At 69.0% G+C, this 21,785-nt stretch carries 19 protein-coding genes and 1 pseudogene; 2 read left to right on the top strand and 18 right to left on the bottom strand.

The genetic code is table 11. The features are described from left to right. Positions 1–160: 160 nt before the first annotated feature. From ACVWWN_RS20235 to ACVWWN_RS20150, 18 genes and pseudogenes are all read right to left on the bottom strand, one after another. Positions 161–451 (bottom strand): YggT family protein, encoded by a 291-nt coding sequence (locus tag ACVWWN_RS20235; RefSeq protein ID WP_457145433.1) that lies wholly within the window; start codon positions 449–451, stop codon positions 161–163. A 156-nt stretch (positions 452–607) separates the two neighbouring features. Then, positions 608–1,246 (bottom strand): cell division protein SepF, encoded by a 639-nt coding sequence (locus ACVWWN_RS20230; protein WP_457145432.1) that lies wholly within the window; start codon positions 1,244–1,246, stop codon positions 608–610. A gap of 68 nt (positions 1,247–1,314) precedes the next feature. Then, positions 1,315–2,062: pseudogene (locus ACVWWN_RS20225) on the bottom strand (YggS family pyridoxal phosphate-dependent enzyme). Further along, a complete protein-coding gene (gene pgeF / locus ACVWWN_RS20220) occupies positions 2,059–2,766 on the bottom strand; it encodes a peptidoglycan editing factor PgeF (protein ID WP_457145431.1) in 708 nt (235 codons plus the stop codon). Before pgeF ends, ACVWWN_RS20225 begins: the two are co-directional and overlap by 4 nt. 23 nt (positions 2,767–2,789) lie before the next feature. Beyond that, positions 2,790–3,926: a cell division protein FtsZ gene (gene ftsZ, locus ACVWWN_RS20215; protein WP_457145430.1), complete on the bottom strand. Its 1,137-nt coding sequence runs from the start codon at positions 3,924–3,926 to the stop codon at positions 2,790–2,792. Positions 3,927–4,114: 188 nt separating this feature from the next. After that, the gene (locus tag ACVWWN_RS20210; RefSeq protein WP_457145429.1) at positions 4,115–5,029 is read right to left on the bottom strand and encodes a cell division protein FtsQ/DivIB; all 915 of its coding nucleotides are present in this window, start codon (positions 5,027–5,029) and stop codon (positions 4,115–4,117) included. Next, positions 5,026–6,453 carry a UDP-N-acetylmuramate--L-alanine ligase gene (gene murC / locus ACVWWN_RS20205; RefSeq protein WP_457149204.1) on the bottom strand — a complete coding sequence of 476 codons (1,428 nt, stop codon included), beginning with the start codon at positions 6,451–6,453 and terminating at the stop codon, positions 5,026–5,028. The genes ACVWWN_RS20210 and murC overlap by 4 nt, the downstream gene beginning before the upstream one ends. A gap of 38 nt (positions 6,454–6,491) precedes the next feature. After that, complete coding sequence (gene murG, locus ACVWWN_RS20200; RefSeq protein ID WP_457149203.1) at positions 6,492–7,565, bottom strand: undecaprenyldiphospho-muramoylpentapeptide beta-N-acetylglucosaminyltransferase; 1,074 nt, start codon at positions 7,563–7,565, stop codon at positions 6,492–6,494. Between the two features lie 62 nt (positions 7,566–7,627). Next, positions 7,628–9,181, bottom strand: a complete 1,554-nt coding sequence (gene ftsW / locus ACVWWN_RS20195; protein ID WP_457145428.1) for a putative lipid II flippase FtsW — start codon at positions 9,179–9,181, stop codon at positions 7,628–7,630. A 6-nt stretch (positions 9,182–9,187) separates the two neighbouring features. Beyond that, entirely contained in the window at positions 9,188–10,651 is a 1,464-nt protein-coding gene (gene murD / locus ACVWWN_RS20190; protein WP_457145427.1) for a UDP-N-acetylmuramoyl-L-alanine--D-glutamate ligase, read from the bottom strand. Position 10,652: 1 nt separating this feature from the next. Next, positions 10,653–11,732: a phospho-N-acetylmuramoyl-pentapeptide-transferase gene (mraY, locus tag ACVWWN_RS20185; RefSeq protein ID WP_457145426.1), complete on the bottom strand. Its 1,080-nt coding sequence runs from the start codon at positions 11,730–11,732 to the stop codon at positions 10,653–10,655. Next, positions 11,729–13,240, bottom strand: a complete 1,512-nt coding sequence (locus ACVWWN_RS20180; RefSeq protein WP_457145425.1) for a UDP-N-acetylmuramoyl-tripeptide--D-alanyl-D-alanine ligase — start codon at positions 13,238–13,240, stop codon at positions 11,729–11,731. The genes mraY and ACVWWN_RS20180 overlap by 4 nt, the downstream gene beginning before the upstream one ends. Then, entirely contained in the window at positions 13,237–14,763 is a 1,527-nt protein-coding gene (locus ACVWWN_RS20175; protein ID WP_457145424.1) for a UDP-N-acetylmuramoyl-L-alanyl-D-glutamate--2,6-diaminopimelate ligase, read from the bottom strand. Before ACVWWN_RS20175 ends, ACVWWN_RS20180 begins: the two co-directional genes overlap by 4 nt. A gap of 42 nt (positions 14,764–14,805) precedes the next feature. Beyond that, positions 14,806–16,740 carry a peptidoglycan D,D-transpeptidase FtsI family protein gene (locus ACVWWN_RS20170; RefSeq protein ID WP_457145423.1) on the bottom strand — a complete coding sequence of 645 codons (1,935 nt, stop codon included), beginning with the start codon at positions 16,738–16,740 and terminating at the stop codon, positions 14,806–14,808. Continuing rightward, positions 16,737–17,762 carry a hypothetical protein gene (locus ACVWWN_RS20165; RefSeq protein WP_457145422.1) on the bottom strand — a complete coding sequence of 342 codons (1,026 nt, stop codon included), beginning with the start codon at positions 17,760–17,762 and terminating at the stop codon, positions 16,737–16,739. Before ACVWWN_RS20165 ends, ACVWWN_RS20170 begins: the two co-directional genes overlap by 4 nt. Before the next feature lie 2 nt (positions 17,763–17,764). Beyond that, positions 17,765–18,898 (bottom strand): 16S rRNA (cytosine(1402)-N(4))-methyltransferase RsmH, encoded by a 1,134-nt coding sequence (gene rsmH, locus ACVWWN_RS20160; protein ID WP_457145421.1) that lies wholly within the window; start codon positions 18,896–18,898, stop codon positions 17,765–17,767. Then, positions 18,873–19,304 (bottom strand): division/cell wall cluster transcriptional repressor MraZ, encoded by a 432-nt coding sequence (gene mraZ, locus ACVWWN_RS20155; protein WP_457145420.1) that lies wholly within the window; start codon positions 19,302–19,304, stop codon positions 18,873–18,875. Before mraZ ends, rsmH begins: the two co-directional genes overlap by 26 nt. A gap of 304 nt (positions 19,305–19,608) precedes the next feature. Next, the gene (locus tag ACVWWN_RS20150) at positions 19,609–20,010 is read right to left on the bottom strand and encodes a DUF3040 domain-containing protein (protein WP_457145419.1); all 402 of its coding nucleotides are present in this window, start codon (positions 20,008–20,010) and stop codon (positions 19,609–19,611) included. A gap of 240 nt (positions 20,011–20,250) precedes the next feature. Here ACVWWN_RS20150 and ACVWWN_RS20145 point away from each other — a divergent pair, with 240 nt between their 5' ends. Beyond that, entirely contained in the window at positions 20,251–20,853 is a 603-nt protein-coding gene (locus ACVWWN_RS20145; protein ID WP_457145418.1) for a GNAT family N-acetyltransferase, read from the top strand. 238 nt (positions 20,854–21,091) lie between these two features. Then, positions 21,092–21,730: an LppM family (lipo)protein gene (locus ACVWWN_RS20140; RefSeq protein WP_457149202.1), complete on the top strand. Its 639-nt coding sequence runs from the start codon at positions 21,092–21,094 to the stop codon at positions 21,728–21,730. The last annotated feature ends 55 nt before the right edge of the window (positions 21,731–21,785 follow it).

Raw genomic sequence — 21,785 nt, 5'->3', positions numbered from 1 at the left:
TGTCACACGTGACCCTGCGGTTGCAGGAGAGGCAGATAATTAAGAGCGAATTTCAACATTCCGGCGGCCGCCCCGCGACATTCGGCGGCCAAATATCACGCCCGGCAAACCCGAGTCGGCGACAGCTGCGATCGCCAAAACCGTGTTGTTGTACCGAGTCTCAGGCGGCCGCGCCGAATGCCAATTGCATGCCGATGAAGGCGACGAGCAGCAGCACCATGATCGACAGGTCGAATCGGACCGCGCCTATCGTGAGCTGCGGAATGAGCCGCCGCAACAGCCTCACCGGCGGATCGGTGACCGTCATGATGACCTCGAGGATCACCACCGTCAGCCCCTTCGGGTGCCAGTCGCGGGAAAACGACCGGATGAACTCGACCACGACCCGGGCGATCAGCAGCAGCCAGAAGACAAACAGCGCGAAACCCAGGATCTCGAAGAAGAGCGACAACGACAGCCGTCCTCACTACAGGCAGTTGTGTGACATTTGATACAGACGGTCGCCACTGTCGCTCTAGGGCCGAGCGCCAGCGTGACGCCGCAAGCCTACCCGTCGGATTCGGCAGCGGCGTTCGGGCCGCCGACCGTTGCTGCCCGGAACTGCGCGCTACTGATAGGCGTAGAAGCCCGCCTCGGCGATCCGCCGCCGTTCCTCGGCGGACACGTCGATGTCGGCGGGTGACAGCAGAAAGACCTTCGTCGCGACCTTGTCGAACGAGCCGCGCAGCGCGAAGGCGAGTCCGGCCGCGAAGTCGACGAGTCGCTTGGCGTCGGCGTTGTCCATGGAGACGAGGTCCATGATCACCGGGGTGCCGTCGCGGAACCGCTCACCGATGGTGCGCGCTTCGCTGTAGTCCTTGGGCCGCAGCGTGGTGATCTTCGACAGCGGGCTGCCCGCCTCGAACAACTCGGCCATCCGGCGCGGATCCATCGCGAGTGCACCCCTGGTGGAGCCGCGCAGGGCATTGAATCGCGGTGCGGGCCGCTCGAATTCGCGCGGCGCACGGATCCGTGGCTCGAACCGGCTCTCGTCGTAGGCACCGCGGTAGGGCGCCGGCTCCTCGTATTCGCGGCCCTCATAGCCGCGACCGGCGCGATCGAGATAGCCCTCGTCGTCGAAGCGGTCGTCGCGGACCCGGCGTGAGTATCCGCGCGATGGGGCGCCGTCGTCCTCGTAGTACTCGTCGTCGTAGTCGTCCATCGGGGCCATACCGAAGTAGGCCTTGACCTTGTGCAGTGTGCTCATCGGCGGGGACCCTTCTCAACCTCTGGATGTTCTGGTGTCAATGATGAAGATGTGACGGGAGTGACTACTCATGGAGACGTTAGCGGTCGTGGCCCCATGAGCGCGGTACCGACACGCACACAGGTAGACCCGTGTCTGACCGCCGCCTCGAGGTCGCGTTGACATCCCGGCCGACAGCTCGAGTGGCTGCTGGTAGCGGCGCTGTACCCGCTGCAACTCCGCGTGCAACCGCACGAAACAGTCGTCGGGGTCGGATCCCAGCGGCGGGATGGCCATCAGGCCCACGAACTGCAGCCCGTCGGCGGTGTCGATGGCGGCGCAAAGTTCGTCGATCGCATCGGGTCTCGCGATGTTCACGCCGCCGCGCTCCTCGTCGCCGTCGAGGCTGAGTTGGAGATAGACCCGCATGGGATCCGCGCGCCGCTCCGCGACCAACGCGTCGGCGGCGGCCCGACCCAGCGCGGTGATCAATTTGGCGTTGTCGACCGAGTGTGCGGAGTGGGCCCAGCCCGCGATAGCTCGCGCTTTGTTGCGCTGGATCCGGCCGACCATGTGCCAGCGAATGGGGTTGGGCCCGATCATTTCGCCGACTTCGGCAACTTTATTCGATGCTTCCTGTTCCCTCGATTCGCCAAATGCCAGACACCCCAAATGCCGCAAGATAATGACATCACTGGCCGGAAAGAATTTGGTGATCGGAAGTAATTCAATTTCGTCGACATTGCGATCGGCAGATTCGGCGGCGCGCGCCAGACGCGCCCGCACGGCCGCCAGCCTCTCCGTCAGTTCGAGTTCTCGAGCGGTCACCACCGTCATTCCATCCACACCACAGACGCCATTCGTCCGGTCGGGGCATCGCGGCGATGGCTGAACAAATTGCGGTCGTCGACGGTGCAGCGCGGATCGATGACGATCGCGGAGACGCCCAAAGATGTTAATTGTTCGGCGATTCCGGCGCGCAGGTCCAGTCCGGGGGTACCGCGGGACGTCACGGTGCGACTGCCCGGCAACGCGGCCGCCACCTCATCGGCCATCGGTTCGGGCACTTCGTAGTTGTGCCCGCTGACGGCAGGACCGAGCAGTACGGAGATGTCTTCGGATCGTGCGCCGAGGCCCAACATGGCCTGGATCGCCAGGGCCACAATGCCCTTCTGCGCCCCTACCCGCCCGGCGTGCACCGCCGCGACCACACCGGCACGCGCGTCGGCCATTAATACCGGAACGCAATCGGCGGTTACCACCGCCAAAGCCAATCGCGGTGTGGTGGTGACCAAGCCGTCAGTTTTGTCGACGGCGCCGTCAACCGGGCCGTCCACGGTGACGATTCGGTCGCTGTGCACCTGGTTCATCCAGACCACTGCGTCATCACCCAACCCGATCGCCGCGCTCAGCCGTTTCCGGTTGGCGGCCACCGCCGCCGGATCGTCACCGACGTGGTCGCCGAGGTTGAACGTGTCAAACGGCGGCGCCGAGACGCCGCCTGCGCGGGTAGTGGTCACGCGCCGTATGCGAACGGTCACGGTGCCCAGTATGTCCGCCTCTGTCAGTGGCGCATGAAAGGCGGCACGTCGACGTCGTCATCGTCGTCGCCACCGATGCTGACCGTCGCGCCGTTGGTATGCACCGGCACGCTGACGGCGTCGGCGGGCTCGAACAGCGGCGAGGTCACCTTGCCCGCTCTGCCCGGTGCGATCGGCTGAGCACCCGCGCCCACCACCGGCTTTCGGCCGGGCCCTTGGGCGTCGAACCCCGCCGCGATCACCGTGACGCGGACCTCGTCCCCCAGTGAGTCGTCGATGACCGTGCCGAAGATGATGTTGGCCTCGGCGTGCGCGGCCTCCTGGACCAGCGACGCGGCCTCGTTGATCTCGAAGAGACCGAGGTCGCTGCCGCCGGCGACCGACAGCAGCACGCCCTGGGCGCCCTCCATCGAGGCCTCGAGCAGCGGCGAGTTGATCGCGATCTCCGCGGCCTTGAGGGCCCGGCCGTCACCTCGCGCCGATCCGATGCCCATCAACGCCGTGCCCGCGCCGCTCATGACACCCTTGACGTCGGCGAAGTCGACGTTGATCAGGCCCGGCGTGGTGATGAGATCGGTGATGCCCTGCACACCGTTGAGCAACACCTCGTCGGCGCTGCGGAACGCGTCCATCAACGACACCGCCGCGTCGCCCATCTGAAGCAGCCGGTCGTTGGGGATCACGATCAGGGTGTCGCAGCTCTCCCGCAGCGAGGTGATGCCGTTCTCGGCCTGGTTGCTTCGCCGCTTGCCCTCGAAGGAGAACGGCCGCGTCACCACGCCCACGGTCAGTGCCCCGAGCTTGCGCGCGATGGTCGCGACGACCGGCGCTCCGCCGGTGCCTGTGCCGCCGCCCTCACCCGCGGTGACGAACACCATGTCGGCGCCCCGCAGGAGCTCTTCGATGTCGTCCTTGGCGTCCTCGGCCGCCTTGCGCCCGACCTCGGGGTCGGCGCCGGCGCCCAGGCCGCGGGTGGAGTCGCGACCGACGTCGAGCTTGACGTCGGCATCGCTCATCAACAGCGCCTGAGCGTCGGTGTTGATCGCGATGAACTCCACGCCCTTGAGGCCCTGCTCGATCATTCGGTTGACGGCGTTCACGCCGCCGCCGCCGATGCCGACCACCTTGATCACGGCTAGGTAATTATGCGGGGGGGTCATGGATCGCCTTCCTCCCAGGTTGCTGTCGTAGCGTCAAAGCTTCTCGGCAAACTCTCAACCTCAACCATAGGCTTAGAGTTATGTCAAGTTGTTCCGCGCAACCAGAACGGTAGGGCGACCGTGCGAGGTATCCATGCAGGCGCGCCGACGCGTCCGTCAAGAATTTCTGGCGTCCAGGCCGCGGATCGCTACTTCACCGTCGGCAAATCCGGGCTCGACACGTCGTAGATCTGGCCGGGCTGGGTGAGCAGCGCCCCCAGTTTGAGCGCTTTCTCCTCGGTGCGGTCGGTGGTCCCCCACACCACGGTGCGGCCATCGATCAGGCTCAGCGTGATCGCGGCGACCGACGGCGCGGAGATCCGGCCCACCTGGCCGGCCACCTCGGGCCGCAGCGACGTCATGACCTGCAGCGCCGCCTTGGTCGCCGGATCGTTGGGGCCGGGATTCTCGACATCGAGGTACGGCACTCCCGGCGGCGGCGGCACGGTCGCGAAGTCGACGCCATCGCGATCGAACATGTGCGAACCGTCGGGGTAGTCCTTGACCACCACCGGCACCCGCTCGACGACCGTTACCCGCAGCGTCGACGGGTACTGACGTTGCACCCGGACGCTGGCGACACGCCGGATTGCCGCCACCCGCTCGGCCACCGCATCGGTATCCACCTGCAGCAGCGGCGTCCCCGTCGGCACGGCCGCTGCGGTGACGACCTCGTCCTGCGTCACCGCACCCAATCCGGTGACGACGAAGTCGCGGGCGGACATGATGGGCGTGAAATAGAGCAGCAGCCCGAGGCCGACCACCACCACACTCAGCAGTGCCGACCACATCAACACCATCAGGCCCCGAACGGTCCGGCGGCCAACGGCATTCGGGTCGATCGGCGACCCGCCCACCACACTGCGCTTGGCCTCGCGCCGTTTGGCTTCGATGGCGACCGCGCGGGCCTGGGCGGCGCGGCGTTCTTCGCGTTCGCGGCGCGCCCGTCGGCGCGGCCCCTCGTAGTCGGCCGCCGCCGGGTCCGGAGTCTCGGCCGGCGCCTCGGGTTCCTCGACATCCGTCTCGGGCGCGATCGGGCCGCCGGCATCCTCCGGCTCGGTCATCGCAGCGCCGTCCCCGGCCCGCCCGGTGCGTTCCGGTTGGCCTTGAGCTGCAGGGCCGCAATGATCTCCCGCCCGAGCATGGTGACGTCGCCGGCGCCCATGGTGATCACCACGTCACCCGGCCGGGCGGCCCCGGCCACCTTCTCGGCGACCGAGGAGAAGTCGGGCACGTACGTCACCGGCACGCTCACGTGATCCGCGACGGTCGCGCCGCTCACCCCCGCCAGCGGTTGTTCGCGGGCGGCATACACGTCGAGCACGAATACCTCGTCGGCGCCGTCCAACGCCTCCCCGAAGTCATGGGCGAAAGTCTGTGTGCGCGAATACAAATGTGGCTGAAACACGGCGATGGATCGGGCATCGGCGCCAGCGTCACCCTGCTCGGTGACCGTCCGGACGGCGCTGAGCGTGGCACGGACCTCGGTGGGATGATGCGCGTAGTCGTCGAACACCCGCACCCCGTTGGCGCTGCCGACCAACTCGAAACGGCGTCGCACACCCTCGAACCCGGCGAGCCCGTCAAGCACGGTGTCGGCCTGCGCGTCCACCTGCATCGCGGCCAGCAGCGCACCGAGCGCATTGAGCGCCATGTGCCTGCCGGGCACCGCGAGCCGCATGACGCGTGGATGCGGTTCGCCGGCCAACTGGATATGCGCGACCGCACCGGTGCCCTGTTGGCTCCAGTCGAGCAGCGTGCCTGCCAGACCTGAGCCGTCGCTGCCGTATGGAAGCACCCGGATTCCCATCGCCGCTGTGCGTTCGGCCAACGCGGCCGCACCGGGATCGTCGGCGCACACCACCAGTGCGCCACCGGGTTTGAGTCGCTCGACAAAATCGTCGAACACCGCGCGGTAGGCCTCGGCGCTGCCGAAGAAATCCAGGTGGTCGGCCTCGATATTGGTCACCACGACGACGTCGGGGGTGTACTCCAGCAGTGACCCGTCGCTTTCATCGGCCTCCGCGACGAAGCAGTCGCCGCTGCCGTGGTGGGCGTTGGTGCCGGCTTCGCCGAGGTCGCCGCCGACTGCGAAGGACGGATCGAAACCACTGTGCTGCAACGCCACGATGAGCATCGAGGTGGTGGTGGTCTTGCCGTGGGTGCCGGTCACCATCAACGTGGTCTGGCCGGCCATCAGCTTGGCCAGCACCACAGGTCGCAGGATCACCGGGATGCCGCGCCGTCGCGCCTCGACCAGTTCGGGGTTAGTTTTCGGGATGGCGGCATGCGTGCTGACGACGGCCGTCGGGCCGCCGGGCAGCAGATCCAGCGACGACTCGTCGTGGCCGATCCGGATCACCGCGCCGCGGGCGCCCAGCGCCACCACCGTCCGTGACTCCTTGGCGTCGGAGCCCGAGACCAGGCCGCCCCGGTCCAACAGGATGCGGGCGATGCCGGACATTCCCGCACCCCCGATGCCGACCATGTGCACCCGCTGCAGTTCGTCGGGCAGGTTCTTGGCGTTCACCGCAGGCGCTTTCGGCCGTCGCGAGCGCTGCGCGCGATATCGAGCGCCACCTCGGCCACCCGTTGCGCGGCGTCGCGGTGCCCAACCAGTGCCGCCGCGGACGTCATCGCCGTCAACCGCGGCGCGTCGGTGATCAGCCCCGCCACCGCGTCGGCGACGAAGCCCGGCGAGAGGTCCGCATCGTCGACGACGATCCCGCCGCCGGCGTTGACGACGGGCAGCGCGTTGAGTCGTTGTTCGCCGTTGCCGATCGGGAGCGGCACATACACCGCGGGCAGGCCGACCGCCGTGACCTCGGCGACGGTCATCGCACCGGACCGGCAGATCGCCAGGTCGGCGGCCGCGTAGGCCAGATCCATCCGGTCCAAATATCCGACCGCGACGTATGGCGGGTCGCCGTCGGCGGGCTCACGAAGGTCGAGGACGTTCTTCGGTCCATGCGCGTGCAGTACCGACACACCCGCTGCCGCAAGGTCCTTGGCAGCGGCCGAGACGGCGCGGTTGATCGACTGCGCACCCTGCGATCCGCCGAACACCAGCAGCACGCGCGCGTCATCGGCGAACCCGAAGTGTTCGCGTGCCTGCGCCCGCAGCGCCATCCGGTCCAGCGAGGTGATTGCGGCGCGCACCGGCACGCCGACCACCTCCACCCGGCGCAGACCGGGGTCGGGGACCGCCGAGAGCACGCGTCGGGCCGAGCGCGCGCCGACCCGGTTGGCCCAGCCCGCGCTGGCATTGGCCTCGTGGATCACCACCGGTACCCGACGCCGCCGCAGCGCACCGCCGCGCGCGGCCAGATACGCGGGCAGAGCGACATAGCCGCCGAACCCGATGACCACGTCCGCGTCGACGTCGTCGAGCACCGCGCGTGTCTGCCGCACCGCACGGCGCACCCGCAGCGGGAGGCGAAACAGGTCACCCGACGGCTTGCGCGGCAGCGGCACCGGGGTGATCAGCTCGAGGTGATAGCCGCGCTCGGGCACCAGTCGCGTCTCCAGACCCCGGGCGGTGCCCAGCGCGGTGATCCGCACCCCCGGTTCGAGCGCGCTCAGGGCGTCGGCCACCGCCATCGCCGGTTCGACGTGCCCCGCGGTGCCACCTCCGGCGAGGACCACCGAGATGGTGCTGCTGCTCACCCGTAACGCTGACCTTCCAGTGTGCGAACCCGACGGCCCTGAGTATTTCGGCCGCCTCCATGATGCCCTGAGCGCCGCACGGGACGGTCGGCCGGCTGGGGTTTGCGCCGGTTGCCGGCGACGGGTTTACGGTCGGGCGTGCGGGCCTTCTTCGGCTCCGGGCGCGACCGCAGCCGGTCGCGCAGCGCCTCGGTCCGGGTCGGCACATAGGGCGCAGGCAACGGCAGCCGTAGCAGTCGGTTCATCGTGTCGTCGCGCCCGGCGCGCAGCGCGGCCACCGCCTCGGGTTCGTGCCGCGCCGCGTTCGCCATGATGCCGATCATCAAAAGTGTTGTCGCCGTGGATGTTCCGCCCGCAGAAATCAGCGGGAGCTGCAGACCCGTGACGGGCAACAGCCCCACCACGTAGCCGACGTTGATGAACACCTGGCCCATCACCCACAGGGTCGCGGTGGCCGTAAGCAGTCGCAGGAAGGGGTCGGCCGAGCGGCGGGCGATCCTCATCCCGGTGTATCCGAACAGCCCGAACAAACAGAGCAGGCCGACGGCGCCGACCAGGCCCAGTTCCTCGCCGATGATCGCGAAGATGAAGTCGTTGTGGGCGTTGGGCAGGTAGTTCCACTTGGCGGTGCCCTGCCCGAGGCCGTCGCCGAACATTCCGCCGTTGGCCAGCGCGAACTTGGCTTGACGCGCCTGGTATCCGGACCCCTGTGAGTCGGCGCCCGGGTTGAGCCAGGACTGCACCCGGTCGGATCGGTAACCCTCCGAGACGGCCAGCACGGCAGCGGACGCCATGACCGCGAGCAGCGAGCTGAGGAAAACTCGCAGCGGCAGGCCAGCATACCACAGCAAGCCCAGCAGGATGATGCCGAGCGACACGGTTTGACCGAGGTCGGGCTGGGCCACGATCAGCGCCAGCGCGATGACGGCGGCCGGCACGAGGGGAATCAGCATCTCCCGCAGCGACGCGCGCTCCATGCGCCGGGCGGCCAGCAGGTGCGCACCCCAGATCGCGAACGCGATTTTGGCCAACTCCGAGGGCTGCATGGAGAATCCGGCGATCACGAACCAGCCGCGGGAGCCATTGGCTTCCCTGCCGATTCCGGGGATCAGCACCAGCACCAGCATCACGACGGTCAGCGCGAAGCCGGTGAACGCCAAGTTGCGCATCATTTGCACGGGCATCCGCAGTGCGACGTAAAACGCGAAGAGCCCGACCACCGTCCACAGCACCTGGCGGGCGAAAATCGCCCACGGCGAGCCGTCCTCGTCGTAGGAGTGCACGCCGGACGCGGACAGCACCATGATCAAACCGAGGGTGGTCAGCAGCGCGGCCACGGCGACGATGAGGTGAAATGACGTCATCGGGCGGCCCAGCCACGCACCGAAGCGGGTACGGGGAACACGACCGGCGTCCTCAGCCTCCCTGGCGTTCTTGCCGTTCTTGGCGTTCTTGCCGTTCTTGGCGTCCTTGACCTTCTCGTCTTCCGCCTGTGGTTCGGCGGCTGCGTCGCGTTTCCGCCGCCGCAACCGGGTCAGGAGGTTGCTCACGGGCGGCTATCGGGTCACTGCGCGGACAGCCGAGGCGAACGCATCGCCGCGTTCGCCGTAGCTGCTGAACTGGTCGAAGGACGCCCCTGCCGGTGCCAGCAGCACGGTGACGCCGGGGGCCGCCAGGCTTCGGGCGGCGTCCACGGCGGCGGCCATGATCGCGTCACCAATGGAACGTCCTCCCACATCAACCCGTTGAGTCACATAATTAACATTCGTCCCATCTGACTCAATTATCCCAAGCACCCCAGAATCCTCCCCCGCCACAAGCTCGACGACGGGTACATCCGGGGCGTGTCGCGATAACGCGTCGGCGATCCGGGCCCGGTCGCGCCCGATCAGCACCACGCCGGCCAGCCGGTTTGCTGTCGCCGCGACCAGACTGTCGACGGCGGCGCCTTTCAGCAGGCCACCGGCGATCCAGACCACGCGTGGATGTGCGCTGATCGATGCCTGCGCGGCATGCGGATTGGTGGCCTTCGAGTCGTCGACGTAGGTGACGCCGTCGGCCGCGCCCACCACCTCGGCCCGATGGCGACCGACCTGAAACGACGCGAGCGCAGCCGCAACGGCCTCAGCGGGCACATCGACGGCACGGGCCAGCGCCGCCGCCCCGAGCGCGTCGAGCACGCCGACCGGTCCGGCCACCGGGATCGACTCCGTTGCGGCCAGTGCCACGCCCACACCGAACGCTTTGTCGATCAGCATGCCGTCCTCGACGCCGAGCTCACCGGCCGACGGCCGGCCGAGCCGGAAGCCCACCCGAACCGGCGCGGCCGCGGTGTCCAGTAGACCGGCCGCGATGGGGTCGTCGAGACCCGCGACGGCCACCCTGCCGTCGAGCACCCTGGCTTTGTCGCGGGCATACGCGTCCATCGAACCGTGCCAGTCCAGGTGGTCCTCGGCGACGTTGAGCACCACGCCCGCGTCCGGACGCAGTGACGGCGCCCAGTGCAATTGGAAACTGGACAGTTCGACCGCCAGCAGGTCGGCCTCCCGATCGAGCACGTCGAGCACCGGATCGCCGATGTTGCCGCACAACAGGCTTCGCCGCCCCGCCGCGACCAGCATCGCGTGCAGCATCGACGTCGTGGTGGTCTTGCCGTTCGTGCCGGTCACTACCAGCCAACGGCGCGCCGGGCCGTACCGTCCGGAATTGTCCAGGCGCCAGGCAAGCTCGATGTCACCCCAGATCGGCACTTTCGCGCGCGCCGCGGCGGCGAGCACGGGCGCGGTCGGAGGAAAGCCGGGGCTGGTGACGACCAGATCGAAGTCGGCGATCTTTCCGACGGCGTTGGCCGAGTCGATCACCTCGACACCGGACTGCGCGAAGGACGTGAGGGCGGTGGGGCTGTCATCGGTGAGGGTGGCACGCGCCCCGAGCGGGGTCAGCGCGGCGAGGATCGCGCGACCGGTGACTCTGGCACCGGTGACCAGGACCGCGGCGCCGGCGAGGTCGAGGTCGGTCACGTCATGCCCCGACGGTGGTCAGCCACTCGCTGTAGAAGAGCGCCACCCCGAGCCCACAAGCGATCGCGGTGAGCAGCCAGAACCGGATGATGACCGTGGTCTCGGCCCAGCCGACGAGCTCGAAGTGGTGGTGGAAGGGCGCCATCCGGAACACCCGGCGCCCGGTGGTGCGGAAGGCCAGGATCTGCACGACTACCGAGGTCACCTCCGCGACGAACAGCGAACCGAGCACCACCGCAAGCATTTCGGTGCGGCTGGCCACCGACAGCCCGGCGATGATGCCGCCCAGCGCCAACGAGCCGGTGTCGCCCATGAAGATCTTGGCGGGTGCGGCGTTCCACCACAGGAAGCCGATACAGGCGCCGGCGGTCGCCGCCGCGATGATCGCCAGGTCCAGCGGATCACGGACGTTGTAGCAGCCCAGCCCGGGACTGGTCGCGCAGGCGTTGCGAAATTGCCAGAACGTGATCAGCACGTAGGCCGCGGAGACCATCGCCATGGCGCCGGCCGCCAGCCCGTCGAGGCCGTCGGTGAAGTTCACCGCGTTCGACCAGGCGCTGACGATCACCACGCAGAACAGCACGAAGATCGCCGGCGCCAGGGTCACCGTGGCGATCTCGCGGACGTAGGACAGCTCGGCACTGCCCGGCGTGAGCCCGTCCGCGTTGTGGAACTGCAGGGCCAGCACGCCGAAGAGCACCGCGGCGGTCAGGATCCCGACCGTCTTGGCGGTCTTGTTGAGGCCGAGGTTGCGCGACCGCCTGATCTTGATCAGGTCGTCGACGAACCCCACGGCGCCCAGTGCGGTGGCCAGCCCGAGCACCAGCCAGCCCGATGCGGAGGGCCCGCGGCCGTCGAGCACGATGCCCATCAGCTGGGTGCCGAGGTAGCCCGCCCAGATGCCGGCCAGGATCGCCACGCCGCCCATCGATGGGGTGCCACGCTTCTTGTGGTGACTGGGCGGCCCGTCCTCGCGGATCTCGTGACCGAAGCCCTGGCGGGTGAACAGCCGGACCAGCACCGGGGTCAGCAGGATCGAGACCGTCAACGCGATGCCGACGGCGATGAGAATCTGCCTCATCCGGCAGCGCTTCCGGTGTCGGCGACCAGCGCCTCGGCCAGTGCGCCCAGCCCCGCCGAGTTCGACGCCTTCACCAGCACCACGTCACCGGCCCGCAGCTCGGACCGCAACAGTGCCAGCGCGGCGTCGGCGTCGGCGACGATGGTGGATTCGCTCCCCCACGACCCCTCCATGACCGCGCCGTGGTGCATGGCACTCATAGACCTCCCGGTTCCCACGACGATGAGTCGTGACACATCTAATCGCACCGCCAGCCGGCCGATGCGGTCGTGCTCCGATATCGCGTCGTCACCGAGCTCTGCCATCTCGCCGAGCACCGCCCAGCTACGGCGGGTCTCGCCGCCTTCCCGAGCCATCCAGACCAGCGCTTTCAGGCCCGCACGCATGGAGTCCGGATTCGCGTTGTATGCGTCGTTGATCACCGTCACCGCGTCGCCCCGGGTGGCGACCTGCATCCGATGCTTGGACACCGGGCCCGCCGCGGCGAGCGCCGCGGCGATCTGATCGAGGCCGGCTCCGCACTCGAGGGCCACCGCGGCCGCGCACAGCGCGTTGGACACCTGATGGTCACCGTGCACCGCGAGCGCGACGTCGACCTCGGCAGGTCCGGCCGGCCCGGTGGTGTGCAGCGTGAAGCGGGGCCGGGCCAACGGGTCCAGCGTGACCGGGCCGGCCCACACGTCGGCCTGATCGGTGCGGCCCACCCGAACGACCCGCGCCGAGGTCTGGTGCGCCATCGCGGCCACCACGGGGTCGTCGACGTTGAGGATGACCACGCCTGACGACGGAACCGATTGCGGCAGTTCGGCTTTCGTCGCGGCGATAGCCTCTCGCGAGCCGAACTCGCCGAGATGCGCGGTACCGACGTTGAGCACCGCCGCAATCGACGGCCGGGCGATCTTGGCCAGCGCGGCGATGTTTCCCGGGCTGCGCGCGGACATCTCCAGGACCAGGTAGTCGGTGGATTCTCCGGCGCGCAGCACCGTCCAGGGATGGCCGAGCTCGTTGTTGAAGGAGCCCGGCGGCGCCACCACCTCGCCGAGTGGCGAAAGAACCGCGGCAACAAGGTCTTTGGTCGACGTCTTACCCGACGAGCCGGTGATCCCGACGATGGTCAGCCCGCCGTCGGCCAGCTCGGCGGCCACCGCGCCGGCAAGCTTGGCCAGCGCCGCGAGCACCGCGGCGCCCGACCCGTCGGCGTCGTGTTCGAGCACGCCGGCCCGGCTCGGCGCGGCGGAGTCGGCCGCCGGAGGCACCACGACGGCAGGCACGCCCACCGGACGGGCGGCCAGCACCGCGACGGCGCCGGACTGCACCGCGGCGGCGGCGAAGTCGTGGCCGTCGGAGCGCGCCCCGGGCAGCGCGAGGAACAGCCCGCCCCGTGTCACCGCCCGTGAGTCGAATTCGACGGAGCCGGTCACCCGCGTGGCCGCCGCCTGTTCCAGTGTGATGTCGGCCAGCTGACCGCCGACGATGTCGGCGATCTGGGCGACGGTCAGGTCGATCACGCCCGCGACCCCAGTGCTTCGAGTGCCCTGGCCAGCTCGTCGCGATCGTCGAAGGGCCGCGTCCGCCCCGCGCTGGTCTGGCCGGCCTCGTGGCCCTTGCCGGCGATCAGCACCACATCTCCGGGCCGCGCCCACGCCACCGCGTGTTCGATGGCATCGCGGCGGTCGCCGATATCGAGCACTTCCTTCCCGCCCGCGGCGAGCGCGCCCGCCATGATCGCCGCCCGGATGGCGGCGGGATCCTCGTCGCGCGGGTTGTCGTCGGTGACCACCACCAGGTCGGCGAGTTCCGCCGCCACGGCGCCCATCGACCCACGCTTGCCGGGGTCGCGGTTGCCGCCCGCACCGAACACCACCGCGATGCGCCCGGAACTCTGCCCGCGCAGGGTGGCGAGCACCGCCCGCAGCGCGCCCGGTTTGTGGGCGTAGTCGACCAGCGCCAAAAACCCCTGCCCCCGGTCGATCGCCTCGAGCCGGCCGGGCACGGTCGCGGCGCGCAGACCCGGCGCGGCCTGTTCCGGAGACACACCGACGGTATCCAGCAGGGCCGCGGCGAGCAGGCAGTTGGCGACGTTGTAGCGGCCGGGCAGCCCGATCCCCAGCGGGTGGTGCACATCGGCGGCGTCGACGGCGACGAACTCCTGCGCGCCCCGAGCGCCGGTGCGGATGTCCTCGGCCCGCCAGTCCGCGGCGCGTCCGGCGATGCTGACGGTCACCGGATCGGTCGCGAGTTCGGCCATGGCGCGGCCCGCGTCGTCATCGATGCAGATCACCGAAGCCGCTGCATGAGTGGTGAATCCGGGAGCGAACAACCGGGCCTTGGCATCGAAGTAATCCTGCATGGTCGGGTGGAAGTCGAGATGGTCGCGCGACAGGTTGGTGAAACCCCCGACCGCGAACTTCACCCCGTCCACGCGGCCCTGGCTCAAGGCGTGACTGGAGACCTCCATCACCACCGTGTCGACCCCCTGCTCGACCATCGCGGCGAGCAGGGCCTGCAGGTCGGGCGCCTCTGGCGTGGTCAGCGTGCTGGGCTGGTCGCGGCCGTCGATCCGGATGCCGACCGTGCCGATCAACCCCGCCACCCGGTCCGCGGCGACCAGCCCGGCCTCCACCAGATAGGTGGTGGTGGTCTTGCCCGACGTTCCGGTGACACCGATGACGCGCAGCCGGTCCGACGGGTGCCCGTACACGGCGGCGGCCAGCGCGCCCAGGACCGATCGCGGATCCGGGTGAACGAGTACGGGCACGCCGGACCCGCGGCCCAGGTCCGCGGCACCGGCGGGGTCGGTGAGCACCGCGACCGCGCCGAGGGCCACCGCGTCACCGGCGTAACGGGCCCCGTGCGAGGACCCGCCGGGCAGCGCGGCGAACAGGTCCCCCGGCTGCGCGTTCTGGCCGCGCAGGGTCACGCCGGTGATCCGGGCGTCGGGTATCGCGGCACCCGCCGCCGCTACGGCCCCCACCTGCTCAGCGAGCTGCCCCAGCGATTGGCCGACGGGGTGGGCGGGACGCAGGTTCATGGCCTTGACACAGTACCGGCCCTACAACCGCGGGCACCGATGTCAGGTGGCCTGCAGCGTGAGCGGCGGGCCGGGGTCCGGGGACAGCGGCACGTTCTCGCGCTGCAGTAGCCAGGCCGCGATGTTGTGGAAGAGCGGTGCGGCGGTCGTCCCCGGCTGGCCGTCGGCCGTGCGGTGCGGGTTGTCCATCATGACGCCGATGACATAGTGCGGATCGTTCGCCGGCGCCATCCCCGCGAAGGTGATCCAGTAGACGTCGTCGTAGTAGCAGCCGCAGGCGGGATTGATCTGCTGCGCGGTACCGGTCTTGCCGGCGATCTGGTAGCCCTCGACGGCCGCACCGGAACCGGTGCCCTGCTGGACGCCCGTCGGATCGCGCTGCACGACAGAGCGCAGCATCTGCCGGACGGTCTGGGCGGTCTGCGGCGACACCACCCGCAGCCCTTCGGGCCGCGGCTCGTCGGTGCGGGTGCCGTCGGGCGCGATGGTGGTCTTGATGATGCGCGGCGGGATACGCACGCCGTCGTTGGCGATCGCCTGGTACATGCCCGTCATCTGCAGCAGGGTCATCGAAAGACCCTGTCCGATAGGCAGGTTGGCGAAGGTGCTGCCCGACCACTGGTCGATCGGCGGCACCAGGCCCGCGCTCTCCCCCGGCAGGCCGACGCCGCTGCGCTGGCCCAGCCCGAACTTCTTGAGCATGTCGGCGTAGCGCTCCGGCCCGATCCGCTGAGCGAGCATCAGGGTGCCTACGTTGGAGGACTTTCCGAAGATACCGGTGGTGGTGTAAGGCGTCGTGCCGTGGTCCCAGGCGTCGTGCACGGTGACCCCGCCCATGTTGATCTCACCGGGCACCTGCAGCACCTCGTCCGGGTTGGACAGCCCGTATTCGATGACCGAGGCGGCCGTGACGATCTTGTTCACCGAGCCGGGCTCGTAGGGTGACGAGACGGAGAGGTTGCCGAGCTCGCGGTCCTGCTGCCTGCCGATGTCCTGGCTCGGGTCGAAAGTGTTGTCGTTCGACATCGCCAGCACCTCACCGGTTTTGGCGTCGAGCACCACGGCAGAGACATTCTTGGCGCCGGACAGGTTCTTGGCCTGCTGGACCTGCTGCTGGACGTAGAACTGGATGTCGTCGTCCAGCGTCAGCTGCACCGTGGATCCGTTGACCGCATCGTGGCGGTTGCGGGTACTGCCCGGGATCACCACACCGTCGGAGCCGCGGTCGTAGGTGACAGAGCCGTCGGTTCCGGCCAGCACGGAGTCGAGCGAGTCCTCCAGCCCGAGCAGCCCGTGACCGTCCCAGTCGATACCGCCGACGATGTTGGCGGCCAGCGCACCGCCGGGGTACTGGCGCAGATCCTGGCGCTCGGAGCCGACCTCAGGGAATTTCTTGATGATCGCGTCCGCGACCGCCGGATCCACCGCGCGGGCCAGATAGACGAACGAGTCGTTGCCCTCGAGCTTTTTCAACACCGTCTTGGCGTCGGGTTTGTTGTTGAGGCGCAGGGCGATCTCCGCGGCGATGTCGCGGAGCCGCTTCCGGGGATCGGGCGCCTCGGGCGTTTTCGCCCTGGCTTCGGTGAGCTGCTTGCGGATCCTGGCCGGCTGGAAGGTCAGCGCGCGGGCTTCGATGGTGAACGCCAGCTTGTCGTTGTTGCGGTCGACGATGGAGCCACGCACCGCCTTTTCGACGTCGGTGACCTTGAGCTGGCTGGCGGCCTCGGCCCGAAGTCCTGCGGCGCGGGGCACCTGGAGGGTGAACAGTTGCACCGCGGCCACCAGCAGGACTAGGAAGATCACCCCGTTGCCGACCCGATGCCGAAACACGAACGACGCACTGCGCGAGCCCTCTTCGGTCACCGCCGTCCGGGTGCGCCGGGTACGGGCGGAATGCTCCTGGGTCTGCTTGTGTTGCTTGCCGGACTTCGGTCGCGGCTTCGGGCGTCCCCGGCTCTTGTCGGGGCCGCGGCTCACGCGGGCCCCCCGGGGACGGGTACGGCCGGCTGATCGGCGGGGGCCGGCGGTATCACCAGCGGGGTCACCGGCTGCTGTTCGGCGGGCGCCGTGCTGGGTTGCTCCGCGGGCGGCGCCACGGGCGCGGCAGGCAGCGGGCCCGGCGCAGGCACCTGCCCGGGGACACCGTACGGCGCCTCCGCACCGGGTGCCGTGGCCAACGGCGCGGTGGGAACGACGGGGACCGACTGCTCCACCCCGGACAACGGGGCGGGTGCACCCCGCGGCGGCATCCGGACGGTCACCTCGCGCGGGTCGACGACGCGGGGCGCGGGGGGTGCGGGCGGTACCGGTGGTCCCTCGTCCGGCAGCGGTGCGTTCAGCGGCGGCGGCGGAACGCCTTCGGCCGGCTTGGGCGTGCCGACCACGATCCAGTTGCCCGTCGGATCCTGGACCAGGTGCGCGGTGTCCCGCGACGGGATCATGCCCAGGTTGCGTGCGGACTCGGCCAGCGCCGGGGCGGCCTGGGCCTCGAGCACATCGCGCTCCAGCGCCTCCTTCTGCTGAAGCAGCGCCTGGTTGGTGTCGCGGGCACTGCCCAACTGATAGGAGCGCTCGGCCGCGTCGGTCGAAAGCCACAGCGTGACACCGAGCCCCGTGCCCAGTGAGCCGATGACCAGCACCACGAACGGCACCCTGGCGACGAGGGTGCGGGGATTCAGGTCGATCGAAGCGACCTTGACCAGCAGGCGCTGGCGAAGCGGTGGGCGGACAACCTTGGGCGCCTTGGCCTTTCGCGCCTTCGCGCGTGCCTTCGCCTGGCTGGCGTTCTTGGCCCTTACCGGCCCGTCGGTGGGCCTGGGGATGGGTCCGGTCTGGGGCGCGGACCGCTGTGGTCGCTGCGGCCGCTGTTCGCGGGTCGGTTTGCGCCTGCGCGGCGGCGCATCGCCCGAGCGCTTCTTCGCCTTGCGCGTCGTCGGACCCTTCGCGCGCCGGGGCTCGTCGCCGTCACCGCGCACCTGGGTGGCTCGCTTGGCCTTCATGGTTACCCACCAACCTTTTCCAGGGCTCGTAGTCGCACGGAAGCGCTCCGCGGATTGAGTTCGATCTCCTCGGGACCCGCGCGTTCGGCACCGCGGGTGAGGGCGATGAATTCAGGTTTGTGCCCGGGCAATTCGACGGGAAGACCCGGCGGCGTGCGCGACGCCGTCGCCGCGGCGAACTGGTTCTTCACGATCTTGTCCTCCAGGGACTGATAAGCCATCACCGCGATGCGTCCCGCGGGCGCCAGCGCCGCCAGCGCGGCCGGCAGCGCGTCCCGGAGCGAGTCCAGCTCCCCGTTCACGGCGATGCGCAGCGCCTGGAAGGTCCGCTTCGCGGGATGTCCACCTGTGCGCCGCGCCGGCGCGGGAATGGCCTCGTAGAGCAGTTCCACCAATTCGCCGGTGGTGGCGAAAGGTTCGCGGGCGCGGCGGCGGACGATCCGGGCGGCGATCCGGCTCGCGAACCGTTCCTCGCCGAACTCGCGCAACACCCGCGTCAGCGCCCGTTCGTCATAGGTGTTGACGATTTCGGCGGCGGTCAGCGGCGCATCGGGATCCATCCGCATGTCCAGTGGCGCGTCGGCGGCATAGGAGAACCCGCGCTCCGCGCGGTCCAACTGCATCGACGACACGCCGAGATCGAATAGGATGCCGTGAACATGCGAGACGCGTTGGGCTCCGCCGAGCACGTCCGCGATGCCGTCGTAGCGGGTGCGCACCAGCAGGACACGCTCGCCGAACGGCGCGAGCCGCTCGCCGGCGATCCGCAGCGCGGCGGGGTCTCGATCGAGCCCGATCACCCGCAGGCCCGGCAGTTGGGTGAGGAAACGCTCGGTGTGGCCGCCGGCGCCCAGGGTGGCGTCGATCAGGACCGCGCCGTCACCGTCGGGGCTGCGCCGGGTGAGCGCCGGTGTCAGCAGCTCTACGCACCGGTCCAGCAGGACCGGAACGTGTCCGTGATCGGATTCTCGAGCCATCGCAGCGCCTCCGGTGAGAGCCCCTGCACCGAGGTCCCTGTCCGAGGTCGCGGTCCTGGCGTTGGGGAAGTACGTCAGGGCCGGTTCGGGCAGAGACCGCGGTGCACGGGCTACGGCCGTGCCAGCCTCCGGGTCAAATAATGTCGCGCAGAGTTTCATCGCTGGCCGCGGAGAAGTTCTCTTCGTGCGTCTCCTGGTAGGACTGCCATGCCTGGGCGTCCCAGATCTCCAGATAGTCCACCGAACCGATCACCACACAGTCCTTGGCGAGGGCGGCGTAGCGGCGGTGGTCGGCCGACAGGGTGATCCGGCCTTGCGCGTCGGGGTGCTGTTCATCGGTGGCCGCGGCCAGGTTTCGCAGGAAGGCACGGGCCTCCGGATTGCTCCGTGACGCCTGCGACGCCCGTCGGGCCAGCTTTTCGAACTCGGCGCGCGGATAGACGGCGAGACTGTGATCTTGACTCTTGGTGACCATCAACCCTCCTGCCAGCGCGTCGCGGAACTTGGCGGGCAGCGTCAGCCGCCCCTTGTCGTCGAGCTTTGGCGTGTAGGTGCCGAGAAACATCCCGCCACCTCCCTGCCCGACGGAACCCCGGTCGCTCCGTCGGACGCCACTTTACCCCACAATCCCCCACTTTGCGCCAGTTGATAGCAAAAGTTGCCTCAGCGGCCCCACCGGGCGCCACGAACGTAGGCATTTCGGTTTGCCGGTGCGGATCAGCGGCCGCCAGAACCTGGGATAACGCCAGCTAGACCGGTTATCGGTGATGGTGGGGCGATGTAGGGGAAATCTCCGGCACACCGCGCATACGAAAATGGGGTAGCCCGCGGCGGGCTACCCCATGGTCAGGTACGGGACCTGCGCGAAACTAGTCGTCGAAGCGCCGGCGGAACCGGTCCTCCATCCGACTGGTGAACGAGCCGCCGCCGCCCTTCGCACGCTTCTGACGCGGTGCACCGGGCTGCTCCGGGTTCGCGCGATCCCGGCTGACCCGCGGTCCGGTGATGGCGAACACCACGCCGCCGAACATCACCACGAACCCGATGACGGAAAGGATCGGGAAACTCCCGATCATGGTGGCCTTGAAGGCAACGCCCGACACAAGCATCGCCAGGCCGATGACGAAGAGGGCGGCACCCTGGATGCGGCGCCGGGCCGACGGTGCGCGCAGAGTTCCGCCACGTACGCTCGACGCGAACTTGGGGTCCTCGGCATAGAGCGCGCTCTCGATCTGGTCGAGCATGCGCTGCTCATGATCGGAGAGTGGCATTCGTCCCTCCTCGGATGCCGCGGCGGCGGTCTCAAAAGTTCAAACTGATGTATGCCCGCATCTACGGGCACCTAACAGTAATGATACGAGGTCAATCTGAGCCGTACCACCTACTTCGACCCTCGATTGTATGACGGGCACCACCGGGGGTAGCCGACACGTCCCCAACCCGATAATGGTGTAGGCATTCCGCACCGCACCAACCGAATAACGCTCGACTTTCTGGAGGGCACCGAAACGTTGGCGACCTTTCTGATCGATCTGTCGCCGAGCGATATGCAACGCCGGCTCGGTGACGCGCTCGCGGTGTACGTCGATGCCATGCGGTATCCGCGCGGCACGGAGAACCAACGCGCGTCGATGTGGCTCGAGCACACCCGCAGGCACGGCTGGAAGGCCGTCGCCGCAGTGGAGCTCACGGAGTCCGAAGACGGTGCGCCCACGGATGCCGACGCGTTGGTCAAGGCGCCATTGCTGGGCGTCGCCTACGGCTATTGCGGCGCTCCCGACCAGTGGTGGCAACAACAGGTCGTGCAGGGGCTGGCCCGCATCGGCGCCGACAGATCACGCGTGACCGAGCTGATGACGAGCTATTTCGAGTTGACGGAACTGCACATCCACCCGCGGGCCCAGGGCCGCGGTCTCGGCGAGGCCCTCGCCCGGCGGCTGCTGGCAAACCGCGGCGAGGCGCATGTGCTGCTGTCCACGCCGGAGATCAACGGCGAATCCAACCGCGCCTGGCGTCTCTACCGCAGGCTGGGCTTCAACGACATCATCCGCGGCTACCACTTCGCCGGCGATCCGCGGGCGTTCGCGATCCTCGGCCGGGCATTGCCCCTTTAGCCGTACGACGATCAAGCGGCGTGGGGCACCTCCCGCTTGCGGGGGAGAACAGCCGCGTTGAGGAGTGCGGCAATCGGCTAGCCGTACGACGATCAAGCGGCGTGGGGCACCTCCCGCTTGCGGGGGAGAACAGCCGCGTTGAGAGTGCGGCAATCGGGCCTGACGGGCCGGGGTCTGGCACGATGACCACGTGCCCGCCCGTCCACTGCGAAACCGCAGGCGTACCCGCCTCGTCGCCATGGTGTTGCTCCTGCTGGTCGTGATCCCGATGGCCGCAGGCTGCGTACGGGTACGGGCGTCGATCACGGTCTCACCCGACGATCGGGTGTCCGGTCAGATCATCGCCGCGGCCAAGCAGCGCAATGCCGACGACAAGGGCCCGCAGCTGCTCAACTCCCTGCCCTTCGCACAGAAGGTGGCGATTTCCGACTACAGCCGCGACGACTACGTCGGCTCCGAGGCCGTGTTCTCCGATCTCACCTTCGCCGAGCTGCCGCAGCTGGCGAACATGAACCGCGACGCGGCGGGCGTCGACATCTCGCTGCGCCGCGCGGGCGACCTGGTGATACTCGAGGGACGTGCCGACCTCACCTCGCTCAATGACCCCGACGCCGACGTGTCGCTGAGTGTGTCGTTCCCCGGCGAGGTGACATCGACGAATGGCGACCAGGTGTCCTCCGAAGTCGTCGAGTGGAAGCTGCGGCCGGGGGTGGTCAGCACGATGAGTGCCCAGGCCCGCTATACCGACCCCAGCGCCCGGTCGTTCACCGGTGCCGCGATCTGGTTGGGCATCGGGTCGTTCGTGGTGGCGGGAGTCATCGGCGGACTGGCGTACATGAATCGGGACCGTTCGCCACGAGTCGGCGAACCCCACTAGCGATCCCCTGGCGCAAGAGACCCCTGACTTGGTATGCGACCGCTCGCACGCTCTA

This window comes from Mycobacterium sp. URHB0021, assembly GCF_054057895.1.
The sequence above is the reverse complement of the archived record's forward strand: the minus strand, read 5'-3'. Positions and strand labels throughout refer to the sequence as shown.

Bases quoted from the DNA above. Each gene is read 5' to 3' on its own strand.
- ftsZ (WP_457145430.1), bottom strand. From the start codon at position 3,926: ATGACCCCCCCGCATAATTACCTAGCCGTGATCAAGGTGGTCGGCATC.
- ACVWWN_RS20175 (WP_457145424.1), bottom strand. From the start codon at position 14,763: ATGAACCTGCGTCCCGCCCACCCCGTCGGCCAATCGCTGGGGCAGCTC.
- ACVWWN_RS20230 (WP_457145432.1), bottom strand. From the start codon at position 1,246: ATGAGCACACTGCACAAGGTCAAGGCCTACTTCGGTATGGCCCCGATG.
- mraZ (WP_457145420.1), bottom strand. From the start codon at position 19,304: ATGTTTCTCGGCACCTACACGCCAAAGCTCGACGACAAGGGGCGGCTG.
- ACVWWN_RS20150 (WP_457145419.1), bottom strand. From the start codon at position 20,010: ATGCCACTCTCCGATCATGAGCAGCGCATGCTCGACCAGATCGAGAGC.
- ACVWWN_RS20165 (WP_457145422.1), bottom strand. From the start codon at position 17,762: ATGAAGGCCAAGCGAGCCACCCAGGTGCGCGGTGACGGCGACGAGCCC.
- mraY (WP_457145426.1), bottom strand. From the start codon at position 11,732: ATGAGGCAGATTCTCATCGCCGTCGGCATCGCGTTGACGGTCTCGATC.
- rsmH (WP_457145421.1), bottom strand. From the start codon at position 18,898: ATGAAACTCTGCGCGACATTATTTGACCCGGAGGCTGGCACGGCCGTA.
- ACVWWN_RS20140 (WP_457149202.1), top strand. From the start codon at position 21,092: ATGGTGTTGCTCCTGCTGGTCGTGATCCCGATGGCCGCAGGCTGCGTA.
- ACVWWN_RS20210 (WP_457145429.1), bottom strand. From the start codon at position 5,029: ATGACCGAGCCGGAGGATGCCGGCGGCCCGATCGCGCCCGAGACGGAT.
- murC (WP_457149204.1), bottom strand. From the start codon at position 6,453: ATGGTCGGCATCGGGGGTGCGGGAATGTCCGGCATCGCCCGCATCCTG.
- murG (WP_457149203.1), bottom strand. From the start codon at position 7,565: ATGGCGGTGGCCGACGCCCTGAGCGCGCTCGAACCGGGGGTGCGGATC.